The 20,716-nt window shown below is 53.6% G+C and carries 18 protein-coding genes, 1 tRNA gene and 4 pseudogenes; 5 read left to right on the forward strand and 18 right to left on the reverse strand.

Features of this window, described 5'->3' with window-relative positions; translation table 11 throughout:
• Positions 1-154: 154 nt before the first annotated feature.
• From mlaA to ccmA, 10 genes and pseudogenes are all read right to left on the reverse strand, one after another.
• Entirely contained in the window at positions 155-916 is a 762-nt protein-coding gene (mlaA, locus tag OMR58_RS25480; RefSeq protein WP_264547277.1) for a phospholipid-binding lipoprotein MlaA, read from the reverse strand.
• Positions 917-936: 20 nt separating this feature from the next.
• Positions 937-1,908, reverse strand: a pseudogene (locus OMR58_RS25485) (tetratricopeptide repeat protein); the annotation flags it as partial.
• A gap of 258 nt (positions 1,909-2,166) precedes the next feature.
• A pseudogene (locus OMR58_RS25490) lies at positions 2,167-2,511 on the reverse strand (cytochrome c-type biogenesis protein); the annotation flags it as partial.
• Between the two features lie 26 nt (positions 2,512-2,537).
• Positions 2,538-3,095, reverse strand: a complete 558-nt coding sequence (locus OMR58_RS25495) for a DsbE family thiol:disulfide interchange protein (protein WP_264547278.1) — start codon at positions 3,093-3,095, stop codon at positions 2,538-2,540.
• Entirely contained in the window at positions 3,092-5,044 is a 1,953-nt protein-coding gene (locus OMR58_RS25500) for a heme lyase CcmF/NrfE family subunit (protein WP_264547279.1), read from the reverse strand. The genes OMR58_RS25495 and OMR58_RS25500 overlap by 4 nt, the downstream gene beginning before the upstream one ends.
• On the reverse strand, positions 5,041-5,523 hold the full coding sequence (ccmE, locus tag OMR58_RS25505; protein ID WP_200563006.1) for a cytochrome c maturation protein CcmE: 483 nt from the start codon (positions 5,521-5,523) through the stop codon (positions 5,041-5,043). The genes OMR58_RS25500 and ccmE overlap by 4 nt, the downstream gene beginning before the upstream one ends.
• Positions 5,520-5,753 (reverse strand): heme exporter protein CcmD, encoded by a 234-nt coding sequence (ccmD, locus tag OMR58_RS25510; RefSeq protein WP_200563008.1) that lies wholly within the window; start codon positions 5,751-5,753, stop codon positions 5,520-5,522. Before ccmD ends, ccmE begins: the two co-directional genes overlap by 4 nt.
• Positions 5,750-6,493 carry a heme ABC transporter permease gene (locus OMR58_RS25515; RefSeq protein ID WP_264547280.1) on the reverse strand — a complete coding sequence of 248 codons (744 nt, stop codon included), beginning with the start codon at positions 6,491-6,493 and terminating at the stop codon, positions 5,750-5,752. Before OMR58_RS25515 ends, ccmD begins: the two co-directional genes overlap by 4 nt.
• Before the next feature lie 66 nt (positions 6,494-6,559).
• Positions 6,560-7,219 (reverse strand): heme exporter protein CcmB, encoded by a 660-nt coding sequence (gene ccmB, locus OMR58_RS25520; RefSeq protein ID WP_264547281.1) that lies wholly within the window; start codon positions 7,217-7,219, stop codon positions 6,560-6,562.
• Positions 7,219-7,836, reverse strand: a complete 618-nt coding sequence (gene ccmA / locus OMR58_RS25525; RefSeq protein ID WP_264547282.1) for a cytochrome c biogenesis heme-transporting ATPase CcmA — start codon at positions 7,834-7,836, stop codon at positions 7,219-7,221. Before ccmA ends, ccmB begins: the two co-directional genes overlap by 1 nt.
• A 270-nt stretch (positions 7,837-8,106) precedes the next feature.
• On the opposite strand from ccmA, the gene OMR58_RS25530 reads away from it, so the two are divergent.
• The 5 genes from OMR58_RS25530 (at position 8,107) to OMR58_RS25550 (ending at position 13,250) form a co-directional block, all read left to right on the forward strand.
• A complete protein-coding gene (locus OMR58_RS25530; RefSeq protein ID WP_105591187.1) occupies positions 8,107-9,033 on the forward strand; it encodes a formate/nitrite transporter family protein in 927 nt (308 codons plus the stop codon).
• A 69-nt stretch (positions 9,034-9,102) separates the two neighbouring features.
• Positions 9,103-9,177 (forward strand) — tRNA-Arg (locus OMR58_RS25535).
• A gap of 643 nt (positions 9,178-9,820) precedes the next feature.
• Positions 9,821-11,158 (forward strand): MBOAT family O-acyltransferase, encoded by a 1,338-nt coding sequence (locus tag OMR58_RS25540; RefSeq protein WP_264547283.1) that lies wholly within the window; start codon positions 9,821-9,823, stop codon positions 11,156-11,158.
• 10 nt (positions 11,159-11,168) lie between these two features.
• Complete coding sequence (locus tag OMR58_RS25545) at positions 11,169-12,281, forward strand: alginate O-acetyltransferase AlgX-related protein (RefSeq protein WP_264547284.1); 1,113 nt, start codon at positions 11,169-11,171, stop codon at positions 12,279-12,281.
• 354 nt (positions 12,282-12,635) lie between these two features.
• Positions 12,636-13,250 (forward strand): DapH/DapD/GlmU-related protein, encoded by a 615-nt coding sequence (locus tag OMR58_RS25550; protein ID WP_264547285.1) that lies wholly within the window; start codon positions 12,636-12,638, stop codon positions 13,248-13,250.
• 28 nt (positions 13,251-13,278) lie between these two features.
• On the opposite strand, the gene tssE is transcribed toward OMR58_RS25550, so the two are convergent.
• From tssE to OMR58_RS25590, 8 genes and pseudogenes are all read right to left on the reverse strand, one after another.
• Positions 13,279-13,716: a type VI secretion system baseplate subunit TssE gene (tssE, locus tag OMR58_RS25555; RefSeq protein WP_105591183.1), complete on the reverse strand. Its 438-nt coding sequence runs from the start codon at positions 13,714-13,716 to the stop codon at positions 13,279-13,281.
• Positions 13,716-14,261 (reverse strand): type VI secretion system lipoprotein TssJ, encoded by a 546-nt coding sequence (gene tssJ / locus OMR58_RS25560; protein ID WP_264547286.1) that lies wholly within the window; start codon positions 14,259-14,261, stop codon positions 13,716-13,718. Before tssJ ends, tssE begins: the two co-directional genes overlap by 1 nt.
• Positions 14,239-15,324 (reverse strand): type VI secretion system baseplate subunit TssG, encoded by a 1,086-nt coding sequence (gene tssG, locus OMR58_RS25565; protein ID WP_264547287.1) that lies wholly within the window; start codon positions 15,322-15,324, stop codon positions 14,239-14,241. Before tssG ends, tssJ begins: the two co-directional genes overlap by 23 nt.
• Complete coding sequence (tssF, locus tag OMR58_RS25570) at positions 15,288-17,042, reverse strand: type VI secretion system baseplate subunit TssF (RefSeq protein ID WP_264547288.1); 1,755 nt, start codon at positions 17,040-17,042, stop codon at positions 15,288-15,290. Before tssF ends, tssG begins: the two co-directional genes overlap by 37 nt.
• Before the next feature lie 58 nt (positions 17,043-17,100).
• On the reverse strand, positions 17,101-18,690 hold the full coding sequence (gene tssA, locus OMR58_RS25575; protein WP_264547289.1) for a type VI secretion system protein TssA: 1,590 nt from the start codon (positions 18,688-18,690) through the stop codon (positions 17,101-17,103).
• A pseudogene (locus tag OMR58_RS25580) lies at positions 18,687-19,031 on the reverse strand (type VI secretion IcmF C-terminal domain-containing protein); the annotation flags it as partial. The pseudogene OMR58_RS25580 and the gene tssA, both read right to left, overlap by 4 nt.
• Positions 19,025-19,252: pseudogene (locus OMR58_RS25585) on the reverse strand (type VI secretion system tip protein VgrG); the annotation flags it as partial. The pseudogenes OMR58_RS25585 and OMR58_RS25580, both read right to left, overlap by 7 nt.
• Positions 19,253-19,795: 543 nt before the next feature.
• Complete coding sequence (locus tag OMR58_RS25590) at positions 19,796-20,116, reverse strand: hypothetical protein (RefSeq protein WP_264547290.1); 321 nt, start codon at positions 20,114-20,116, stop codon at positions 19,796-19,798.
• Between the last annotated feature and the right edge of the window lie 600 nt (positions 20,117-20,716).

A 20,716-nucleotide genomic window follows, 5' to 3' on the forward strand; every position in this document is an offset into this window, starting at 1 on the left:
GGTGCGTTTGAACTCAGTCATCATCACGTTCTCCGTATTTAAGTCGGGAACGTGTCAACGCTATTCAGGACGGGTCATCAGCATGAAAAAGGCCCGCTGGTTTCCCGGCGGGCCTTTTATTATGCAGCGCGAAAACAACTATGAGACGCGAGAATTACGGCGCATCAATATCGTTGAGTTCGTCTTTGATCGCCGCCGCATTCGGATTTTCCTGCGGGACCAGCTTGCCGTCGCTGGCAAGGAAATCATGATGCTGGAAGTAAGCCGAACGCATAAACGCATAAGGATCCTTCGAGTCTCTGAGGATAGAGTCGGAATCCAGCAGCTGCGCACGGGTTTCAATGCCTTCCAGCGCCCACTTACCGGCGGACATCCACCACGTCAGCCATGACAGCGGCGGATAGAGATCGTCGACAATACCACCGACATCCTCACGCGGCGTAAAGCTGCCGTAGCCCGGCACCACCACATATGTGCCGTAACCCACGCCGTAATGGCCCAATGTACTACCGAAGGCGCGCGGTTCTTCTTTCGCCAGTTTCGGGTTAGCCATGCTGGCCACATCAATCAGACCGCCCATCCCCAACAGGGTGTTCAGGAAGAAACGGTTAAAGTGGATCATAGCCTTGTAGGGATTTCCCTCAACGAAGTAGTTCACCATCGATGCCGGTTCATCAAGGTTACTAAAGAAGTTGCCCAGGCCGTTTCGCGCCGGTACCGGCACGTAGTCGCGCCATGCTACCGCAACGGGCCGGAGGACGTACGGGTCCAGCACGTTGTAGTTAAAGTTGAACATTGACCGGTTGAAGCCTTCCAGCGGATCGGAACGTACCTGAGGATCATCGGCGTTCTTAGAGCTGGCGCAGCCCACCATCATTACGCTTGCCAGCACTAAGCCCGTCAGGCGATAGTTCATTTTTTTCTCCCTGTACTGGTTTATGGATTATCGCCTGCCACCTGCTGGTCGATTGTGACCGCAAGCTGCTGTTGACCGTTGAATGGCGTAACCTCACTCAGCCCGAACCAGTCACCGGGTTGAGGATTGGCGCTGCCGTCGCGTGAAATACGTACGCGAACCCGCACCTGATGCTGCGCTGATAGCAAGCGCTCCGGCATCATTGCGTTACTGTCATCCAGCGTGAGCGATAGAGGAAAATGGCTCAGCGGCAACTGCTTCACCGCAACGGGAACTGGAGTGGTTCCGTCAGAAACAGAAATATACAACACTCCACCTTCCGGTAACATTTTTTCTGCCTCCGGCGACAGATTTACCTGAATCGCCAGATGGCTGCTTTGCTGACCCGATGCGCTTTTGGCCTGCTCAATACTGCGGCGAATGACCTCAACACGCGCATCTTTGGCCGGTAAAAGCGCCAACATCTTATCCCAGGCTTCGATGGCTGCGGTGTAATCCTGCTGGCCAAAGGCATTAAATGCCAATAAACCCAGCAAACGAAGATTGTTGCCGTCATGTTTCAGCATATCACGCAGCATCACCGTTGCCTGGCGGTTTTCCTGCGGGTCAGCGGATCGCGCCAGCACTTCAGCATAGCTCAGCCTGACGTCGTGATTATCCGGTGCCAGCTGCAGGGCGCGTTCGAAGGACTGCGTGGCGAGGGTGGCGTTATTCAGTACCATTCCCAGCCGCCCGAGCATCATCCAGTCGTTCAGATTATGCGGTTCGTGCTGCAGTTCGCTGCGAATTCCGAGCGCCAGCCGGGCCAGCTGTTCCATATTCAAGGGCGCGGCCTGCGGGTCCATCACCTGCCTGCGCAGCGCGGGCAGATCGCTTTTTACCTGCTGCCAGGCCAGCACCTGCGACAGACCGCCGGTTTTCAGATAAAACCCCACGCTGATAACCGCCAGCAGCACGCCGCCGGGAAGCAGTACCCAACGGCTCAGCGGCCGGGCGGACGGCGGATTTGTCAGGACAGGGTTCCGGCTGGCAGGATCGCATGGAGGGGGCAACATAAGCCCGCCATCCGCCAGAACTGACGCGTTCGGCAGGGACGGCGCTCGCGCGAACTCCGTCGCCTGGCTTTCGGCATTCGGTTCCAGCTGACCAACGTCGTAACACTGGCTGCCTCCCACACGTTGACTCGCGGCTTCGGCTTCGGCTTCGGCTTCGGCTTCGGCTTCGGCTTCGCTTACACTTAAACGCTGCCTGCCGCGCAGCACAATGATCAATGCCCCCATGGCAACAAATAGCGCTGGCCCCGCCCACAGGATCAGCGTGGAGAGCTGTAGCGGGGGCTGATAGGAAACAAAATTACCGTAGCGATCGATCATCCACGCCTTAATCTGCTCCGGGGTTTGCCCCTGGCGCAGCAGCTCATAAACCTTCAGCCGCATATCCGCCGCGATGATCGAGTTAGAGTCGGCGATGCTGTTATTCTGGCATTTGGGGCAGCGCAGTGACTCAGTCAGATGGCGATACTGCTGCTCCTGGTTGACTGAATCAAACTGATAAGTATCGATGCTGTCCGCCAGCACGCTGGTACTCAACAGCATCAGTGCCAGCGCAATCAGAAACGGCTTCACTGGCTGCTCTCCCGGCTGTACTGCTGCCAGAGCGGCTCCAGCTCATCCCGCCAGACCTGTTCGTTCATATCCCCGGCGTGGCGATAGCGGATAATCCCCCTGCCATCGATCAGAAACGTTTCCGGTGCGCCATACACGCCCAGATCCAGCCCCAGCATGCCGTCACCGTCATACAGGCCCAGGATGTAAGGATTTCCCAGAGTATTCAGCCAGTTCACCGCCTTCAGGCGATCGTCCTTATAGTTCAACCCCACCACACGCACTCCCTGCGTTGCCAGCGTATTTAAATATTGATGTTCCGCCCGGCAGGTCGGGCACCAGGTCGCCCAGACGTTCAGCAGAAGCGGCTGACCGGTCAGCAGAACCGATCTGTCGTACACTTTCCCCGGCAGCTCCAGCGACTCCAGCCGGAATTCCGGCACCGGTTTACCCACCAGCGCGGATTCAAGACGCGTGGGATCGTCGCCGTTGGCGTTGCGGCTCAGTTGCCACATCAGCGCAGCCGCCAGCAGAAGAAACAGGAACAGCGGGATAAACAGTATTTTCCTGTTCATAACGCCTCCTGCGCTTTTTTACGCGAACGGTAGCGGGGGTCCAGCAGGCAAAGCACGCCGCCTGCGGCCATCAGCAGGCCACCAAACCAGATCCAACGCACGAAAGGTTTGTAGTAAATACGCACCGCCCAGGAATCTCCGCCCAGCTCTTCTCCCAGCGCGGCGTAAAGATCGCGCGTAAAACCGCCATCGATCGCGGCTTCGGTCATCATCATGCGGGCAACGCTGTAGTAGCGTTTTTCCGCATACAGCGTCGCCTCCTGCTGGCCGTTGCGGGTGACATCGATAACGCCGACGTCGCCAGAGTAGTTCGGGCCCTGCAGGTTGTGTAGCGCGCGGAATGTGAAATGATAATTATGGATATCCACCGAGTCCCCGGCCTTCATCCTGACGTCACGCTCCACGCTGTAGTTCTGGCTGAAGGCGATGCCAATCACCGTGACCGCCACGCCGAGATGGCCGAGCACCATCCCCCAGTGGCTGCGCGACAGGCGCAGCAGTCCCCTGAAGAAGCCGTGACGATGGGTTGCGCGCTCGTGCAGCTCCATCAGCGTCAGAAGGATCACCCAGATTGCCATCAGCAGGCCGACGACGGTCATCGCCTCAATCCGGTCCTGCATCACCCACGGCAGCAGAATCGACAGTATGCAGGTCGTCAGCGCGGCAATACCAAGCCGTTTCCACAGCGTTTTCGGACTGTCCCGCCGCCAGCGCACCAGCGGCCCAATACCCAACATCAGCGCCAGTGGCGCCATCAGCCAGGTAAACAGCGTATTAAAGAAAGGTTCGCCGATGGAAATACTGCCCAGCCCCAGCTGCTTATGTACCAGCGGCAGCATAGTACCCAGCAGCACCACCAGCATGGCGGCGATCAACAACACGTTGTTGCCCAGCAGAAACGATTCGCGCGACCAGAGTTCGTTTTGCACTCTGCCGCGCACCCGCCCCCCCTTGATGGCATACAGCAGCAGCGAACCGCCGATGGCAATCACCAGGAAGGCGAGGATAAACATGCCGCGTGCCGGATCGGAAGCGAAAGAGTGCACCGAAACCAACACGCCGGAGCGCACCAGGAACGTCCCCAGCAGGCTGAGCGAAAAGGCGGAAATCGCCAGCAGCACCGTCCACGCCTTAAACGCCCCGCGCTTTTCGGTTACCGCCAGCGAGTGCAGCAGCGCCGTTCCCGCCAGCCACGGCATCAGAGAAGCGTTTTCGACCGGGTCCCAGAACCACCAGCCTCCCCAGCCCAGCTCGTAATAGGCCCAGGCCGATCCCAGCACGATACCCGCGGTCAGAAATACCCATGCGGCAAGGGTCCACGTTCGCGACCAACGGGCCCACGCTGTATCCAGCCGACCGGCCAACAGTGAAGCGATGGCAAACGCAAAGGCCACCGAGAAGCCCACGTAACCCATATACAGCAGCGGCGGATGGAAGATCAGCCCGATATCCTGCAGCATCGGGTTCAGATCGTTACCGTCAATCGGCAGATCCGGCAGCGTGCGGATAAACGGGTTAGAGGTCAGGGTAATAAACAGCAGAAACGCCAGATTGATCATCCCCATCACCGCCAGCACGCGGGCAATAGCCTCCTGCGGCATGCTGCGGCTGAACAGTGCGACCGCCAGCGTCCAGCCGCTGAGCAGCAGCACCCACAGCAGTAGCGATCCCTCATGCGCGCCCCATGTCGCCGCCACGCGATACCAGACCGGCAGCAGGCTGTTGGAGTTAGCCGCCACGTACACCACGCTAAAATCATTCACCACAAAAGCGTGCACCAGAATCAGAAAAGCACCGGCAACGCAGGTAAACAGCGCACCGGCCAAAGGCCGCGCCATCGCCATCAGACGCGCATCCCGGCGGGTAGCGCCCCACAGCGGATAGATAATCAGTAGCAGGGAGACGCCCAGCGCCAGACACAGCAGGAAACTGCCGATTTCCGAGATCATGGCTGACCTCCCGGGTTCACCCCGGACGCCGGTGGCCGATGATTTTTCTTCATCGCGTCGGTAATTTCCGGCGGCGTATATTTCTCATCGTGCTTCGCCAGCACTTCTTTCGCCATCACGTGGCGGCTGTCCTCCAGCACACCCTGGGCCACCACACCCTGCCCCTCGCGGAACAGATCCGGCAGAATCCCCTCATAGCTGACGTTAATCACCCCGCTGTTATCGTATAGCTGGAAAGACACTTTCAGCGTATGGGGATCGCGCTTCACGCTGCCCGGCATCACCATGCCGCCGACCCGCAGCCGCTGGCCCGGTTCGGGTTTCTGCTGCGCTTCTCCTTTGCCGTAAATAATTTCGCTGGGGGTATAGAACAGGTCAATATTGGCGCGCAGCGCATACATCACCAGCGCCGTGGCAATGCCGAGGCCAGCCAGCACCACCAGCGTGAGGATAAGACGGTTTTTTCGGCGTTGATTCATGATGGCTCCCCTGCCGACGCGGGGCGATTTTTACGGCTTTTCGCCGCGCGAATACGCTGTTCGCGTGCTTCACGCTGGCGGATCGCCGTCAGTAACCGGCGGCGCTGCATGACGGTGTGGAGGATCAGGCCGCCGAGGCCCAGCAGTGCACAAGCCACCGCCAGCCAGACATAGCTGGCATAGCCACCCATGACGAAGAAATCATGCCAGTTGGAGAATGCCGGAGTCATAACCTGCGCCCTCCTTTCATCGCGATCGCTACGGCCCAGGGGCGGTGACCTTCGCTCAGCAACAGCAGGTTGCGCAGGCGCATCAGGGTAAGAGTGACAAAGACCAGCAGCATACCGAGAATTGACCAGCGCAGCGGCGTACGCATACTCGGATCGATAGCCTGCTGCATCACGCCGGAAGATCCCTGATGCAGGGTGTTCCACCAGTCGACCGAGTAGTGAATAATCGGCAGATTCACCACGCCGACGAGGATCAGCAGCCCGGCTGCTCGTCCGCCGGTCCGGCTGTCATCAAATGCATTCCGCAGAGCGATAGCGCCCACATAAAGGAACAGCAGCACCAGCTCCGAAGTGAGCCGGGCATCCCAGATCCACCAGGTGCCCCACATGGGTTTTCCCCAGGCCGCGCCGGTCACCAGAGCGATAAAAGCAAACACGGCACCGATCGGGGCCATGGCGGCGGCGGCGAGATCGGCGGTTTTCCACTGCCACACCAGGCCAACAAACGCCGCAGCGGCCATCGTGGCGTAGACGCCCATTGACCACATCGCGGCGGGCACATGGATATAAATGATGCGATAGCTGTCGCCCTGCTGATAGTCGGCCGGAGCAAAACCGAATCCCCACCCCCACCCCAGCAGTAGCGTTAATGCGCCAGCGACCGCAAACCAGGGAGTCAAAAGACCGCATATTCGATATAGCCGCTCCGGCTTACTAAGTTGATGAATCCATTTCAACATGATTAAACCTGCTAAAAATAAAAGAAAATCGTATGCGTAACGCGCCGCAGTTTACTTTACATCCCGCTACTGCACGCTGACCCTCAGCGCAGCGGCGGTGGCAAACGGCGCGAGGGCAGAACTGGCGGCCAGCAAAGCGCCCAGGATCGCCAGATAGCCGCTAATCGGCAGCCCCTGCCCTGCGGCATCCATCGCGCTGCTGGCAAAAATCAGTACCGGGATGGCCAGCGGCAGGACCAGCAGGCTTAACAATACGCCACCGCGCCGCAGCCCGACGGTCAGCCCCACGCCGATAGCTCCGAGAAAACTCAGCGTTGGCGTACCCAGCAGCAGGGTTAACGCCATTGCCAGCCAGCTGGCATAATCCAGCGACAGCAGCAACGCCGCCAGCGGCGAAAGCAGCAGCAGCGGCAGGCCGGTGACCATCCAGTGCGCGGCCACCTTGCCGAGTACGGTCAGCGGCAGCGGCGCGGGCATCAGCAGCAGCTGCTCCAGCGAGCCGTCAACAAAATCATCACGAAACAACCTCTCCAGCGCCAGCAGTGACGACAGCAGCGCGGCAACCCACACGATGCCCGGCGCAATCCGTGCCAGCAGCTGAGGTTCCGGCCCGATGCCCAGTGGAAACAGGGTGATGACGATCAAAAAGAACCACAGCGGATTCATCACTTCCGATCCGCTGCGGAACGCAATCCGCAGTTCCCGCTTCAGCACGCGCCAGAACATCAGTTGGACTCCAGCGCGGCCAGCCGCACGGTGCCGACCCGCTGCATGCCGGATGGCAGCGGCTGGTGAGTGGTCAGAATTACCGCACCGCCCTCTGCCGTATGGCGCGTAAACTGCGCCATCAGCACCTCAACCCCGGTTCGATCGATTGCGGTCAGCGGTTCATCGAGTATCCACAAGGGTGCCCGGGTCAGCCACAGCCGCGCCAGCGCCATGCGCCGCTGCTGGCCCGCCGACAGCTGTGCCGCCGGAACGTCTTCATAACCGGTAAGTTCAACCTGCTCCAGCGCCTGCAACAGCCGCGCCTGCGGGCAATTCGCATGGTAGAAGCTGAGGTTTTCCAACGGGGTTAAAATCGCCTTCACCCCCGGCTGATGCCCGAGGTACAGCAGGCTGGCGTGATAAACCTCGCGCTGCCGGTAAATACTTTGCTGCTGCCAGAGCACTTCACCCTCATCCGCCCGGCTCAGCCCGGCAAGAATACGCAGCAGCGAGGTTTTCCCCGCGCCGTTGGCTCCTTCAATCTGCACAATCTCTCCTGCGGAAACGGCAAAGCTCAGCCCGCTAAACAGCGTTCGGTTATCGCGCATACAGGTCAGATTTCTGGCAGACAGCATGGGAAATTCACACATTAAATACAGGGCGATGGATCATATCACAGGCCCCACGGCTACCTGGAAGTACATTGAAAAATATCCACACTAACGGCAGGTTAATTCACTATTACAACCTCCATTTGCATATGAAAACGTCGCAGTTAAAGCTTTGTTACTCTTCTGATTGCATGACATCGTACTTTTCCCGGCTTTCCCTGCATCCCCTGCGCCGCTGCCAGATAAAAAACTCCGCTACGCTTAAAAGGATACGACCGTACCTCCGGGGGAAAGATGACCAGTAAGACAAACGATAAAACCGCTGAAAATGAAGTTGAAAGCGAAGAGAGCGAACAGGGAAAGGAGATTGAAGTTGATGAGGAGGTGCTGCCTTCCCGCGCCGCCGCGGTTCACGAGCAGATACGTCAGGAGGGGGAAAAAGAGCTGGAGCGCGACGGCCTGGCGCTGCTGTTTTCAGCCATCGCCGCCGGGATTTCGATGGGAGCTTCGCTGATGGCGAAGGGCATTTTCCAGGTTAATCTGCACGAGGTGCCGGGCGGCTTTCTGCTGGAGAACCTCGGCTACACCTTCGGCTTTATTATCGTGATTATGGCTCGTCAGCAGCTGTTCACCGAGAACACCGTCACAGCGGTGCTGCCGGTGATGCATAAACCCACGGTGGGTAACGGGCTGCTGCTGCTGCGGCTGTGGGGGCTGGTGCTGCTGGGCAACCTGATCGGCACGGCGCTGGCCTCGCTGGGCTTTATCCATATGCCCATTTTTGACGACGCCACCCGCAGTGCATTTGTCAGTATCAGTCAGAAAGTGATGGAGAATCCGCCGAACGAGATGTTTGCCAACGCCGTGGTGTCCGGCTGGATTATCGCCACCATGGTCTGGATGTTTCCTTCCGCCGGTGCCGCCAAAATCTGGGTGATTATCCTGATGACCTGGCTGGTTGCGCTGGGCGATCTCGCTCATATCGTGGTCGGCTCCGTCGAGATCTTCTATCTGGTCTTTAACGGCGACATCCCGTGGCAGCAGTTTATCTGGCCGTTTGCCCTGCCGACGCTTGCCGGCAATATCATCGGCGGCACCTTTATTTTTGCCCTGCTCAGCCACGCGCAAATCCGCAACGATATGCGTAACAAAGCCAAAGCCGAGGCGGAAGCCAAAGCGAAGCGCGAGAAGCAAAGGCAGCAGGGACACACGGCGAATTGATGGTAAAATGCGCAGTCAGTTCGGTAAGTAGTTAATCTGCGGCAGGAATTGCGCTATACTCCCGCCGCTGTCTCCTTAGTTAAATGGATATAACGAGCCCCTCCTAAGGGCTAGTTGCAGGTTCGATTCCTGCAGGGGACACCATTTCGACATGCCGTCACGTCTTCTCCCCCCTCCTCTTCAAGGGATTTTCGTTTTCACTACATCCAATTATATCGATTAACATTGAGTGCAGTCTGAAGAATGACTCATAACATCCTGGTTTTGATTTGAAGATTTAAAGTCTGCTCCGAACCCGATGAAAAGTACGGAATTGATCCCATAATGGCTTCCCTATCAATATCTATGCCGATACAAAACGTAAATAATTCTTGTAGACTTAGAACAAAGCATGTCAGAATCTGATTACTCAACGATCGCTGAGGTTAACCTTGGTTAAATTACAGCCATTATTGATTTCAATAACTGATTGATTAATTAATATTTGTAGATTCGATATCATTTGCTCTTGATCTCGTTTTCACTACTTAGATGAATACATTTCATGTCATTCTGACTCTCGATCAAAGCATTCGAAAGTGATATACTCTTGATTTTCATCCCCCTATTCATAATACAACGTGTTTAGCAAAGGAACATGCGATGCTATTTAGCACTCCCGTATTCATTTTTATTTTTTTTGCCGATTTCTTTTTTTGTTTACTTTTTTTTAAATAAAATCAGGATGGTATATGCAGGAAAAATATGGCTTGTTGCATGCAGCCTATTTTTTTATGGATACTGGGACGTGAGCTATCTCGCACTTTTGCTTGGTTCCATTCTCTTTAACTTTATTGCGGGTGGAGCTATATCACCTTACTCTAAAGGTCTGAAACTTCCCATTTCCCGTAAAGCTGTACTGACAACAGCCATAATTGTGAACTTATGTCTACTTGGATATTATAAATATACCAACTTTTTTATAGAAAACATTAATGCGATGACTGGTTTCGAGTTGACGCTAAGGAACATAATTTTACCTTTAGGCATAAGTTTCTACACTTTTACACAAACAGCTTTCCTGGTGGACAGTTATCGAGGTGGTGCGAAAGAGTATGACTTCGTCAATTATGCCTTGTTCGTTACTTTCTTTCCGCACCTAATAGCAGGACCTATCCTTCATCATAAGGAAATGATGACACAGTTTGAATCGAAATGGACCTGGGCAATTCGTTATCGAAATATCTTCATGGGTCTTTTTATATTCAGCATTGGAATTTTTAAAAAAATCATAATTGCTGATACCTTTGCAATTTACGCTGATGCCGGATTTTCTCCTGGGGCAACTCACGATTTCCTAACTTCGTGGGCTACAAGCCTGTCTTACACATTCCAGCTGTACTTCGATTTCAGCGGATATTGTGATATGGCTATCGGGGCAGCTCTTCTGTTCAATATATGGCTACCGCTAAATTTCAACTCGCCGTACAAATCTTTTGACATTCAGGATTTCTGGCGTCGTTGGCATATTACACTTGGCCGCTATCTCCGTGACTACATTTACATCCCGCTAGGGGGAAACCGCTGCGCAAGCTATAGGATTTATATTAACCTCTTTGTCACATTCCTACTCGGTGGGCTATGGCATGGGGCAAGTTGGATGTTCGCCATCTGGGGCTCGATGCATGGTGGGGCATTGGTACTCCATCGGTGGTGGAGTAAGCGTGGATATAGCATGCCTAAGCCACTCGCGTGGTTCGTAACGTTTGTATTTGTAAATGTTACCTGGGTGTTTTTCAGGGCCCACTCTTTAGATGATGCAAAGAATATTTTAAGAGGCATGATTGACGTAAATTCTTTATTTTACCTCACAATTGAACAGGCTCCAACTAAGACAATAGCATGGAGTGGTATCCTTGGTGACACACTCACGCAATTCTTTCCAGTTGGAATCATAGAAAACTTTTTCCCCCTTACTTTAGTCCTCATCGGATTAATAATTACTCCTTTTAAAAACTCATATGAGATGACTATCACAAAAGGCATGTATGGGATAAAAACTGTTTGGATGACTATGTTATTCATCATTTCAGTTTATGCAACAATTCAATCAACAAGTTCTGTTTTCCTGTACTTTAACTTCTGAGGATTGAAAGATGAAGAAGTACATAAAGAGTTTTATAATTGCATCAATACTCGGTTTATTAGTGGTTCCTGCCATCAATGTTTATAACGGCATTGGTGGGACAAACCCTCTTCAAAAAAACGGCTTTGCATGGTTGAAAAATAGTAATTTTTTCAACATGGATTTTTCACTTCCATATTTAGGATTTGCTTTATATAAAAATGGAATATCTATTTCACCAGAAAACGTTGTTGTAGGAAAAGATGGCTGGTTGTTCCTTGGTGATAGGCATGCATATGTTATGTCTGAATCAAGAAATCTTAAACCATTTAACAAAATGAGAATGGATAAGTTTGCTGAAGCAAGACTCAAATGGGATAGTTTCGTAAAATCTCAAGGTGGAATAGGTTATTTTGTAAGCGTAGCTCCAAATTCACATTCAATATATCGTGAAAAGATGCCTGACTGGGCATCTAAAGCTAAACCAAGCGCTAACATTGAATACCTACTTTCAAAATCAGACAATGATAAAACGTTGGCTGACTTGGGTTCCTCCATTAGACTGAACAAAAACTCATCTCACCTCCCTCTCTATTTTAAGACTGACACGCATTGGAATAGTCTCGGTGCATGGTATGGCTATCAGGACTTACAGAAGAAACTTTCTCATTCTGATCCATCGTTAAAATGGCTTGGCCCTGAAGATATTAAGTTTTCATATAATGAAAGATCAGGTGGAGATTTAAGTCGGTTTCTTCGTATAACACAATTTGTTAAAGACACTGCTGTATCAGTAGAGATAAATCGCAATTCAAAAATACATATCACTGATTTTAAAGGCAATAATATACGATCCAGTGATCTATCTGACAGACAAGATAACATGGAAAAACAACTAATTGTTTACTCCTCCAACGCCTTAAATAATAAAAAAGTTCTATGGTTAAGAGACTCATTTGGTGGAGCATTATATCCATATATGAATGCTACTTTTTCAACAATCATGCAGCAGCATTATCAGGATGTACTTTCCGATCCAAAGCACCTCCGAAAAATGATACAGGAGTTCAATCCGGATTTAGTTATCATTACAACTGTCGAACGTAACGCACTATCAGGATATTTTGGAAATTTTCCGAACTGATAACATTAATCGATATAATGAAAAAAAGTAAGTTGACTAGAGCTAAAATTCAGATGTAATTGTCAGAAAGAAATATTTATAAAGTATCTGTCTCCCCCTTGGCTGCTGACTTTTATAGACTCTGATAATCAAGTGCCTGAATAAAAATACAGGCACTTTAAGGATTATAATTCCCGAGGGATGACAACCTAAAAACGTAATGCAGTAGAGAATACGTTATACCTGCAAGCGTCCTAACTTTCTACGCAAAGTATTAGAGGTGGTACCTACTCCTTTATGCATACAGCCCCCTCCGTCATTTTCCCGAAATATCCCGGCCTTACACTCACGCCACCCGCGATGAGAGAACCGTCAATGAGCAACGTTAAGCTAGCAGAAACCTGGATCGACCCAAGCGTGCGTATGCGCGAGTGTGATATTGGAAGGCAGTGCGAGGTGCTGGCTAACAGCCAGATGGAGTACAGCAGGCTGGGTGATTTTTCCTACGTTGGGGAATATTGCAGCGTGGCCGATGCCACGATTGGCAAGTTCGTGGCAATTGCCAACAGCGTACGTATTGGCGCACCGAATCATCCGATGGATCGCCCGTCACAGCATCGCATCACCTATTGCCCGGAATACTATTCCGCCAGCGCGGTGCGCGACGCCGGTTTTTTCAGCCGCCGCCGGGACGATAAGGTCATTATCGGCAACGACGTCTGGATCGGCCATGCGGCGATTGTGCTGCCCGGCGTTACCGTCGGCGATGGCGCGGTGATTGCCGCCGGGGCGGTGGTCAGTAAAAACGTCGAGCCTTATACCATCGTCGGCGGCGTGCCGGCCAAAACTATCCGGCAGCGCTTTTCACCGCAGATCGGCCACAGACTACAGCAGATCGCCTGGTGGGACTGGCCGCTGGAAACGATTATCGAACGGCTGGCCGACTTCCAGGACGCGGATGTTGAGGCATTTTGCCGCAGGTGGGAGTGAGCGCGACCGTGATGCCCTCCCCCTCCCGTTAGATAAACTGCTGCTCCCGCAGATGGCGCAGCAGCACTTTTCCCTCCGGCATAAAGTCGGTGCCGTAGCGCACCAGGCCAATCCCTTTCAGCTCGGCATCGATGGCATAGCGCAGTTCGCCGGGGGATTTCTGTGCCAGCATCACTACCGCGATTTTTTTCAGGCGCGGCTCGTACTTAAGCAGCACGTCGGCAAGGGTGTTCATCAGCTGATGCGCCGTACCCGGCATCCCCTGTAAAATCCGCGTCATATCCGGCAGACCGTAGTCCGGCAGGTGGGCCAGCGTACCGGCCCGGCAGTTGAGGATGCGCTGCATATTATCCAGCACGGAGAGGATCACCTGGTTCTCCTCGCTGACCTGATGCAGGTCGAGGCCGCCGGAAAAGTTGCCGTAGAGTATCTCGTAGAGCGACGGCGTGTTGTGGTCGCGCATCATCACTCCCTCTCGATGGCGATCGGGCTGAGGCTGTTCGCGCTGGCCTCAAATACCCGCGCTTTATCCGGATCGAGCTGTTCACGGTCCAGTACCTGTTTCCACCCCTGTTTCACACTGTCCGGGTGACGGAACAGCGCCACGACCGCAACGAACTTCGCATCGGCCTCCATCGGCATATCAAGGCCCACGGCACTGCCCGGCTTGAGCACGACATCGCGGCTGGCCAGTAGATCCTGGCCCAGCAGCGACTCGCCCTCTTTCAACAGCTGCTGATAGACCGTTTTATCAAATGTTTTACGCTCCCTGAGCTGATAAACGCGAATCACCACGGATTCCGGGTGCGAATTATTCTCCCGCGCATCCGTATTCAGATCGGCGCGGGCGACGAAATCAAGGTGCAGAACTTTAATCTTCTTGTAGAAAATAGATGATACGGCAGATTTCGTGCCGTCGCTGACGCTCTGACCCAGCCCGCATCCTGACAGGTTAAGAACCAGAACCGGCAGCAGCCAGATGGCTGATTTAGTTAAATTTGTAGGTAACACGTCGTTGTCCTTGAGTCTGTGTTGCGGGTTGCAGGCCGCTGTAGTTTCCCAGCTCCGTGGTAAAAGTGGCGGGCAGATCGTCAGGAATCCTGTCGCCATCAGCGCCCAGCACGCCGTTCATGCCCAGCCATAGCGGTGCTTCACCCAGCGGCGGAGCGGGCAGCAGGCTGGTGGGTACAGTCAGGCGAATACGCGCCTTAAACCTCCACCCCAGATAGACGCGCAGCATCACCAGAAAATCCTGCCAGAGCTGGCCTTCCGGCATCCATCCTCTCGCCTCTTCAGGGTTGTGTGTTTGCAGCTCAACCAGCAGCTGGCTGCTGGTATCCATCACTTCGTCCCCCAGCGGGCCGTTGCCATCCAGCAAAATATCCTCGTCGCCGTAAAAACCTGACGGCACATCGATCCTTACCGGACGCAGGCTGTAGGGGCTGACGTTAACGCGGGTATCCGGTGCCAGCAGATGCACCAGAGCCTGCATCCCCTCCCGGGTTTTTCCGGGCTGGCGCAGCACGCCAAGGAGCGCCAGAAAGCGGGACACCGGCGTGGCGATATGATTCGCGGTGCCCGGAATTCCCAGCCCCACCAGCCCCAGCAGAGACTGAGAAACTGCATCCGTTCCCCCTGCGGCAAAGGTTGCCGGGTAAGAGTATTTTCGCCAGATACGGTAAAACTGAGTGAGGATGCGATGGCTGAAGATATCCAGAAAGCCCTGTAGCGCTTCGAGCCCTTCACGCTGCTGGTTAATATCATCCAGGAATGCCGTCGGCAGGGGTGAGTCAACGCCATAGAGTCCCATAAAGGTGGTGCGCACCACGGGTGGCCGGGTTTGATCTTCGCCATCATATTCAACGGCATTCAGCTCCGTGGCCGGAAAGCCCATTCCCGGATGAGGACAGAAGCGAACCGGGTCGTCAGAGGGACGGCTGGTGCTGCCCATCAGCGGCCGGGCAGGTTCCTGCTTTTCCAGCAACTGACAGAAACGATAAAAGTTTATTCGCGTCAGCTCCGCTTCCAGGCGGGGCGTCAGCCGGGAATGCGGCGGTTGTGTTTCTCTTCCCATTCCAGGCGTTCTCCGGTGGGTTGCAGGATGATAATCAGGCGGTTAAACAGGTAGATATCGGTGTAAAGCGCAAAGAACCGGCTCAGCATTTCACCGAACAGGCAGATATCCCCTTTTCCGGCAAAACCGTTGCTGTCGAGGGTAACTTCGATCTGTACCCCACGCAGCAGATAGCCCTGCTCAAAGCGCTCCGTTTCACCGTGGCGAACATCAATAATTGCCTCCAGCCGGCGTCGGTTCATTTCGCTGTCGGTCCATTCGTACAGCGCCAGCGTGCCGCGCAGCACCTCGGCGTTGTCCATCATTGATAAAAATCCACTGCCGAGGTGGCTGAGTACCCGCCAGTGGAAGCGATCGCGGTCCGGTGGGTAGCAGGGCAGCGTTGGCGCACACAGATTACGGACACCAATACTGACGGAGGTGCTTTTCATAACGGTATCCAGCAGCGTGCTCTGTAATGCCCGGCGAGGGAGCTGTCCGTTGGTACCGGTCAGCGTCAGCGACAGGCTTTCGTTTTCCGGTACCGTATGACGATCGAACGCCTCGCCGCCGAGGATCAGCCAGGTACTGTGCAGCCCGGAAGGGCCACGCCGCACGCGGGTGTGGTAGTAATATTCCGGCGCTTCATGCCGCATCATCCCGCCCTTATGGCGAAAGCTGGAGAACGGAACGTAAACCTGCCGGCTTGCCGACATGACCGAATCCACGCTGTAAATCTCGGTGTGCCCGTCCTGTACGCGCATCGGGCGCAGCAGGTATTCGGTGCGCAGAGAATCGAGCGTCAGCGGATCGGATTCCAGCGGAAACAGATTAATCACCGGCACGCAGTTAAGGCGCAGATGCTTTGTACTAAAGGTGAAGTCATGCTCCCAGCGCTCGGCCAGCACCACATCGATTTCAAACCATGGAAGTGATGCTGGAAACTCGACCGATTCCAGCCCACACAGTCCGGTGAACATAAACTTTTCGCGGAAGGTGAAGTATTCCAGCAGCAGCTGATAGCCGCTGAAGCTGCTGTTGCCCTTCGGCCACAGGCGATCGTCCTCGGCAAATCCCAGCGCGGTGAAGTGCCCCGCCAGCGGGCGGCGATCGATGTCTCCCGGCAGGCGCAGCCACATCCGGGCCACGTTCATGGTAAAAGCCTCATGCATGGCGCAGGCCAGCGGCGCATCGGCGTTGAAATAGAGCGGGATACGGCTCAGATCGATGCGGCTCCAGTCGGCCAGAGCGCTGCATGCAAAGCGCAGTGAGATCGTCGAGCGGCCTTCGGCATCGGTCGTTAAACGCGCCTGCTCCAGCGCCAGTGGCTGAAGGCCGATCTCGCGGGTGGTGGTATAGCGACAGCGCGTTGCTTTATCGCCAACCGGACGAGACTGTATTTCAAAACCCTGATTTATAATCATTATCTCTTTCATTTCCCGCCATTCGGGCGTGAATTCCACCACCGACATTGACGGGATGGTGCGCAGATAATGTGGCCAGAGCAGGCTGACCAGCCCTTCGGTGAGCTCGGGCAGGTCATCATCCAGTTTTTGGCGCAGCCTCCCCATCAGAAAAGCAAAGCCTTCAAACAGGCGTTCAACATAAGGATCGCGCGCCCCGGCCTTGTCGAGATTGAGCATTGCCGCTCTGTCCGGATGGGCACGGGCAAATTCTTCACCGGCTTCAAGCAGGTAGCGCATTTCAGCGTCGTAGTAACGCAGGGTTAAATCGTCCATAACAGAACCTGAGTTGTGGTTTTTGGTAAGTGGGAAGGTCTGGTTCCCGGGGATGAACTCAGCCGCAGAGCACCGCGGCGCGTGCCGGATCGATAGCTATCAACCCGGAAAGCAGGGCATCCATTTCCGGCTGCAGGCGGATTTTATCCGCCTCGCTGCGCGACACTCTGGATCGCAGCAGCTTCAGGCGGCGGGCTTTTACCTCGAATATCAGTTCAGGCGCCCACTGTTGCAGCGTCAGCGCCTGTGCCCCGTCATCAAGTTCACCAAGCAGATGCAGCGACATTTCATTTTTTCCGTACTGTTCGGTAACCCGCGCCATCAGCAGACGTACCAGCCAGCGGTCGCGGGCGGATACGATGCCGGGCCGCGCCTGTAGCCAGCTAAGCGCCGCCTCAATGCCGTCGCTGTCGGCCAGCGCCAGCACCTCCGGTTCAAGGCTCAGAACGTCATCGCCGGCGGGCGCTGCCGCCGTAACCGGGCCATCGTTCCACTGCGGCAGCTCATCGCGCACCGTTACGTTGATCCAGTTCAGCGTCACCTCATCGGCAAAGGGTGTGCCGTCGTTAAAAGCGAGCGCCTCAAGGCCCGGCAGCCGCGAGAGCAGCCCCTTCAGATCGCTACAGATAATCTCGGCGCGCACGCTGTCACTGTCCTGTCTGACCAGCGCCTGCCAGGTATACCACTGCAGGTCCAGCCACAGATGGTTGACCCCCTGCGCCAACAGGCGATCGCTCTGTTCCAGCAGTTCTGACCAGCTTTGCTGTAGATACAGGCGTTTGAGATGTGCACGGTGATCCGGCTTTGGGGGAACCAGCCGTGTACGGCCGCTGGCATCCAGCGGCGGCAGTTCGGTCAGCGTGTCCCAGCGTACGCTTTTTATCAGGTGATGACCGGCAAGCCAACCGCCGTGCTGGTCACGCAGGTATTTTGCCAGCACTCTGGCCTGTTCCAGCAGGCCGCGGCCGGAGCTGACGGCGGTCATCAGCGGCGTGGATGCGCTGGTCGACGTTGTGTTCTCTTCGCTGCTGGTTTGTGGTACCAGGCTTTTTGCTCCGCCGCTCTGTGCCAGGCGATTTTCCAGCGCCTGGCACAGGCTGGTAAACGTCGCGCTGGCTTCGCCATCCTGACGACGGAGTGCCTGCCCCAGCAGCAGCAGCGCGCCGCCAATACGCTGCATTGTGGCCATGTCGACTTCCGGGTACAGGGCAAGACTGTCCAGCATGCGGCTGCTGCCCAGCCATTCCAGCGCGGAGCGTCGGCTGCGTTCGCGTTGCGGGTGCAGCGCAGTGCCAAAGCGCTGGATCGCACCGGCCAGCAATTCCAGCCCCTCGGCAAGCCCTGTTTCACCGTCCTGATGCAGGCGTGCCCAGATATAAAAAGTGAAGATGCGCAGATCTTTACTCACCGTAGTCAGCAGCTTTTCCGCCAGCGTGCAGACCAGCGCGGTATCAAAACCGGACAGCTTATTCATCTCCTCACGGATGCGCTGAAAATCATCGTCATAGCCGGGATCGTCGCCGGTCGGATGGCCCTCTTCTAACGGCAACAGCCAGCCCTCCCAGCGTGAAATATGCGCCTGTGCCCGTTCCGACAGCGTCTTCTCATCCGCCTGGCAGGCCGCGACTAAGTTTTGCAGATAGTTCATTGATCGATTTCCTCCCTGTAATTACCTTTTATCGTGCTCTCCAGCACTTGTGCCTGAGCGGTGGCATCCACGCTAAAAATGTCTTCCGGCAGGGAGAAGCTGCGCAGCCCCAGCAGCGCCAGTGGCCCATTACCCAGTTGCGTTCGCAGCACCCACTGCAGCCTGCTGCCGTCCGGCGCGCTAAAACTCATCATCCAGTCGCTGCGGTCCTGCTGCTGTCGTTTCCCCTGCTCCAGCCAGCGAATAAAGCCCCAGGTCCCGCTATAGTCACCGAACAGGCGCGCCCCGGCGCTGGTTGTCGTCCACGTCAGCAGAGTGCCTGGCTTCCAGGTCTCCCCCGGCCCTGATCCATCGGGGCCTGCAGCGTCAGCGACGCCGGTTTCAGCAGCATGCTTTCCCTGCTGATGGCATGCTGGCTGCTGGTGAACTCAATGCGGTAACTGAACGGCTGGCTTAGCGCCTCCCGGCCTTCAAAGACCAGCACGTCCAGATCCGCATCACAGTCGCGTACCGCCAGCAGGTGGTGGCTGTGGCTGAATTTTATCGTAGGATTAGTGCTCATTGTATTCCTTCACATCAGCAGAGAAATTATGCTCTAGAAAAACAGGTATGCATTAAGTAAGTTACTGCTTGATCTTTATCGTATATTACTTATAAAAGTCTTTACCGGAATACATTGTACCAAGCGTAACCCAAGAAACAGTTACGCGATAATCACCTGACTTTTTCGGCCCCCCAACTATGATGAGGCGGTGGTAATCTTTTTTTACTCCACCCTCTCCACAAAAAACTATTTTTTATATCTCCTGAATCCATACCAGCCCTGATTTGTTCGGGATTATTCTTACCGAAATGCTGAGTTCATCAATAGCCACATCTTTTATTTCAATGACATCTTGGCATTTGTGATTAATTGTTGCATCTTTAATATTATTTTTCAGATAGGATTACTGAGTGAGTACAGAGCAACTAGGTACAATAAAAATCATGATGCAGATAAAATATTTCATTTAGTTCAATATTTTGAAAGTCCAGCTCCAAAAAAAATATTATTTCCGCAAAAATCTCACACTTAAAAAGACAATAAACTCTTTTTAATTTATTTTTATTTTATGTTTTTATCTATTTCACCTCCTGGTGTTGTCGCCCCCATAGAACACCCATTAATATGAATTAATATATCCAACTTTAACTTAGTCCTACCCATAATTATTATATGGTGATAATCTTCTTCTTCCCTTTCTCTTCCCCCAACTTTCAAAGCATTCACTTTCGGCATCCGTTTTAAACCAACTCCCGGAGGTGATATAGTCACTCCGATATTGTCCTTAAATAAAATATTATTAGTTATTTCAATTTCAGACGAATAGTTCTTCCCAACATATCCTTCAGGAAGTTCACTTCCTTCAGGATAAAACTTCGGCATAGAACTTTCATAATCTAAAACAAAAAATGATGAGCACAATGAATTTTTTCATGCTTATTTTACTGATTTAAAAACCAACCATCCAAAAACATGTTGGGAAAAGTAGTTAAGACTGCTTTTTTATTTTATTTTATTTTATTTTATTTTATTTTATTTTATTTTATTTTATTTTATTTTATTTTATTTTATTTTATTTTACAATAAACTCTCCACCAAGAGAAAAGCTTTATTTCAATTAATTCATCACTATCTTTAGAAGTAATACTTCCGCCATCAACCTTACAGACAGGCTCATCCCAAACGATCCAGTGGTTCTTTGACGATGAGTCACCATTGCCCATCCTTTTAATATCTCAGCAGATATGAAGGTTACAACTCTGTACCCTTGTTTAGCAAAAGAATTAAGTCTTACTATATCTGTCTCATTAGCATGTGAAAGGCTAATGTTATCGAATACTTTCTCATATCCGGCCTTATCGAACCATTCAGTCAACTTCCCCAACATTGTTATACCAGAGACCTGATTGTAAGTATCCCGCTAAAACGTCCCATTCACTTTTAGAGATCTTCCGGCATACTGATAACGTTGCCCCGAGGAGA

It is taken from the genome of Erwinia sp. INIA01 (genome assembly GCF_025947915.1).
GTDB classification, from domain to species: domain Bacteria; phylum Pseudomonadota; class Gammaproteobacteria; order Enterobacterales; family Enterobacteriaceae; genus Erwinia; species Erwinia coffeiphila.

Excerpts from the sequence above, each read along its gene's own strand:
- mlaA (WP_264547277.1), bottom strand. The coding sequence starts at position 916 with ATGAACTATCGCCTGACGGGCTTAGTGCTGGCAAGCGTAATGATGGTG.
- OMR58_RS25495 (WP_264547278.1), bottom strand. The coding sequence starts at position 3,095 with ATGAACAGGAAAATACTGTTTATCCCGCTGTTCCTGTTTCTTCTGCTG.
- OMR58_RS25500 (WP_264547279.1), bottom strand. The coding sequence starts at position 5,044 with ATGATCTCGGAAATCGGCAGTTTCCTGCTGTGTCTGGCGCTGGGCGTC.
- ccmE (WP_200563006.1), bottom strand. The coding sequence starts at position 5,523 with ATGAATCAACGCCGAAAAAACCGTCTTATCCTCACGCTGGTGGTGCTG.
- ccmD (WP_200563008.1), bottom strand. The coding sequence starts at position 5,753 with ATGACTCCGGCATTCTCCAACTGGCATGATTTCTTCGTCATGGGTGGC.
- OMR58_RS25515 (WP_264547280.1), bottom strand. The coding sequence starts at position 6,493 with ATGTTGAAATGGATTCATCAACTTAGTAAGCCGGAGCGGCTATATCGA.
- ccmB (WP_264547281.1), bottom strand. The coding sequence starts at position 7,219 with ATGTTCTGGCGCGTGCTGAAGCGGGAACTGCGGATTGCGTTCCGCAGC.
- ccmA (WP_264547282.1), bottom strand. The coding sequence starts at position 7,836 with ATGCTGTCTGCCAGAAATCTGACCTGTATGCGCGATAACCGAACGCTG.
- OMR58_RS25530 (WP_105591187.1), top strand. The coding sequence starts at position 8,107 with ATGACCAGTAAGACAAACGATAAAACCGCTGAAAATGAAGTTGAAAGC.
- OMR58_RS25545 (WP_264547284.1), top strand. The coding sequence starts at position 11,169 with ATGAAGAAGTACATAAAGAGTTTTATAATTGCATCAATACTCGGTTTA.
- OMR58_RS25550 (WP_264547285.1), top strand. The coding sequence starts at position 12,636 with ATGAGCAACGTTAAGCTAGCAGAAACCTGGATCGACCCAAGCGTGCGT.
- tssE (WP_105591183.1), bottom strand. The coding sequence starts at position 13,716 with ATGATGCGCGACCACAACACGCCGTCGCTCTACGAGATACTCTACGGC.
- tssG (WP_264547287.1), bottom strand. The coding sequence starts at position 15,324 with ATGGGAAGAGAAACACAACCGCCGCATTCCCGGCTGACGCCCCGCCTG.
- tssF (WP_264547288.1), bottom strand. The coding sequence starts at position 17,042 with ATGGACGATTTAACCCTGCGTTACTACGACGCTGAAATGCGCTACCTG.
- tssA (WP_264547289.1), bottom strand. The coding sequence starts at position 18,690 with ATGAACTATCTGCAAAACTTAGTCGCGGCCTGCCAGGCGGATGAGAAG.
- OMR58_RS25590 (WP_264547290.1), bottom strand. The coding sequence starts at position 20,116 with ATGCCGAAGTTTTATCCTGAAGGAAGTGAACTTCCTGAAGGATATGTT.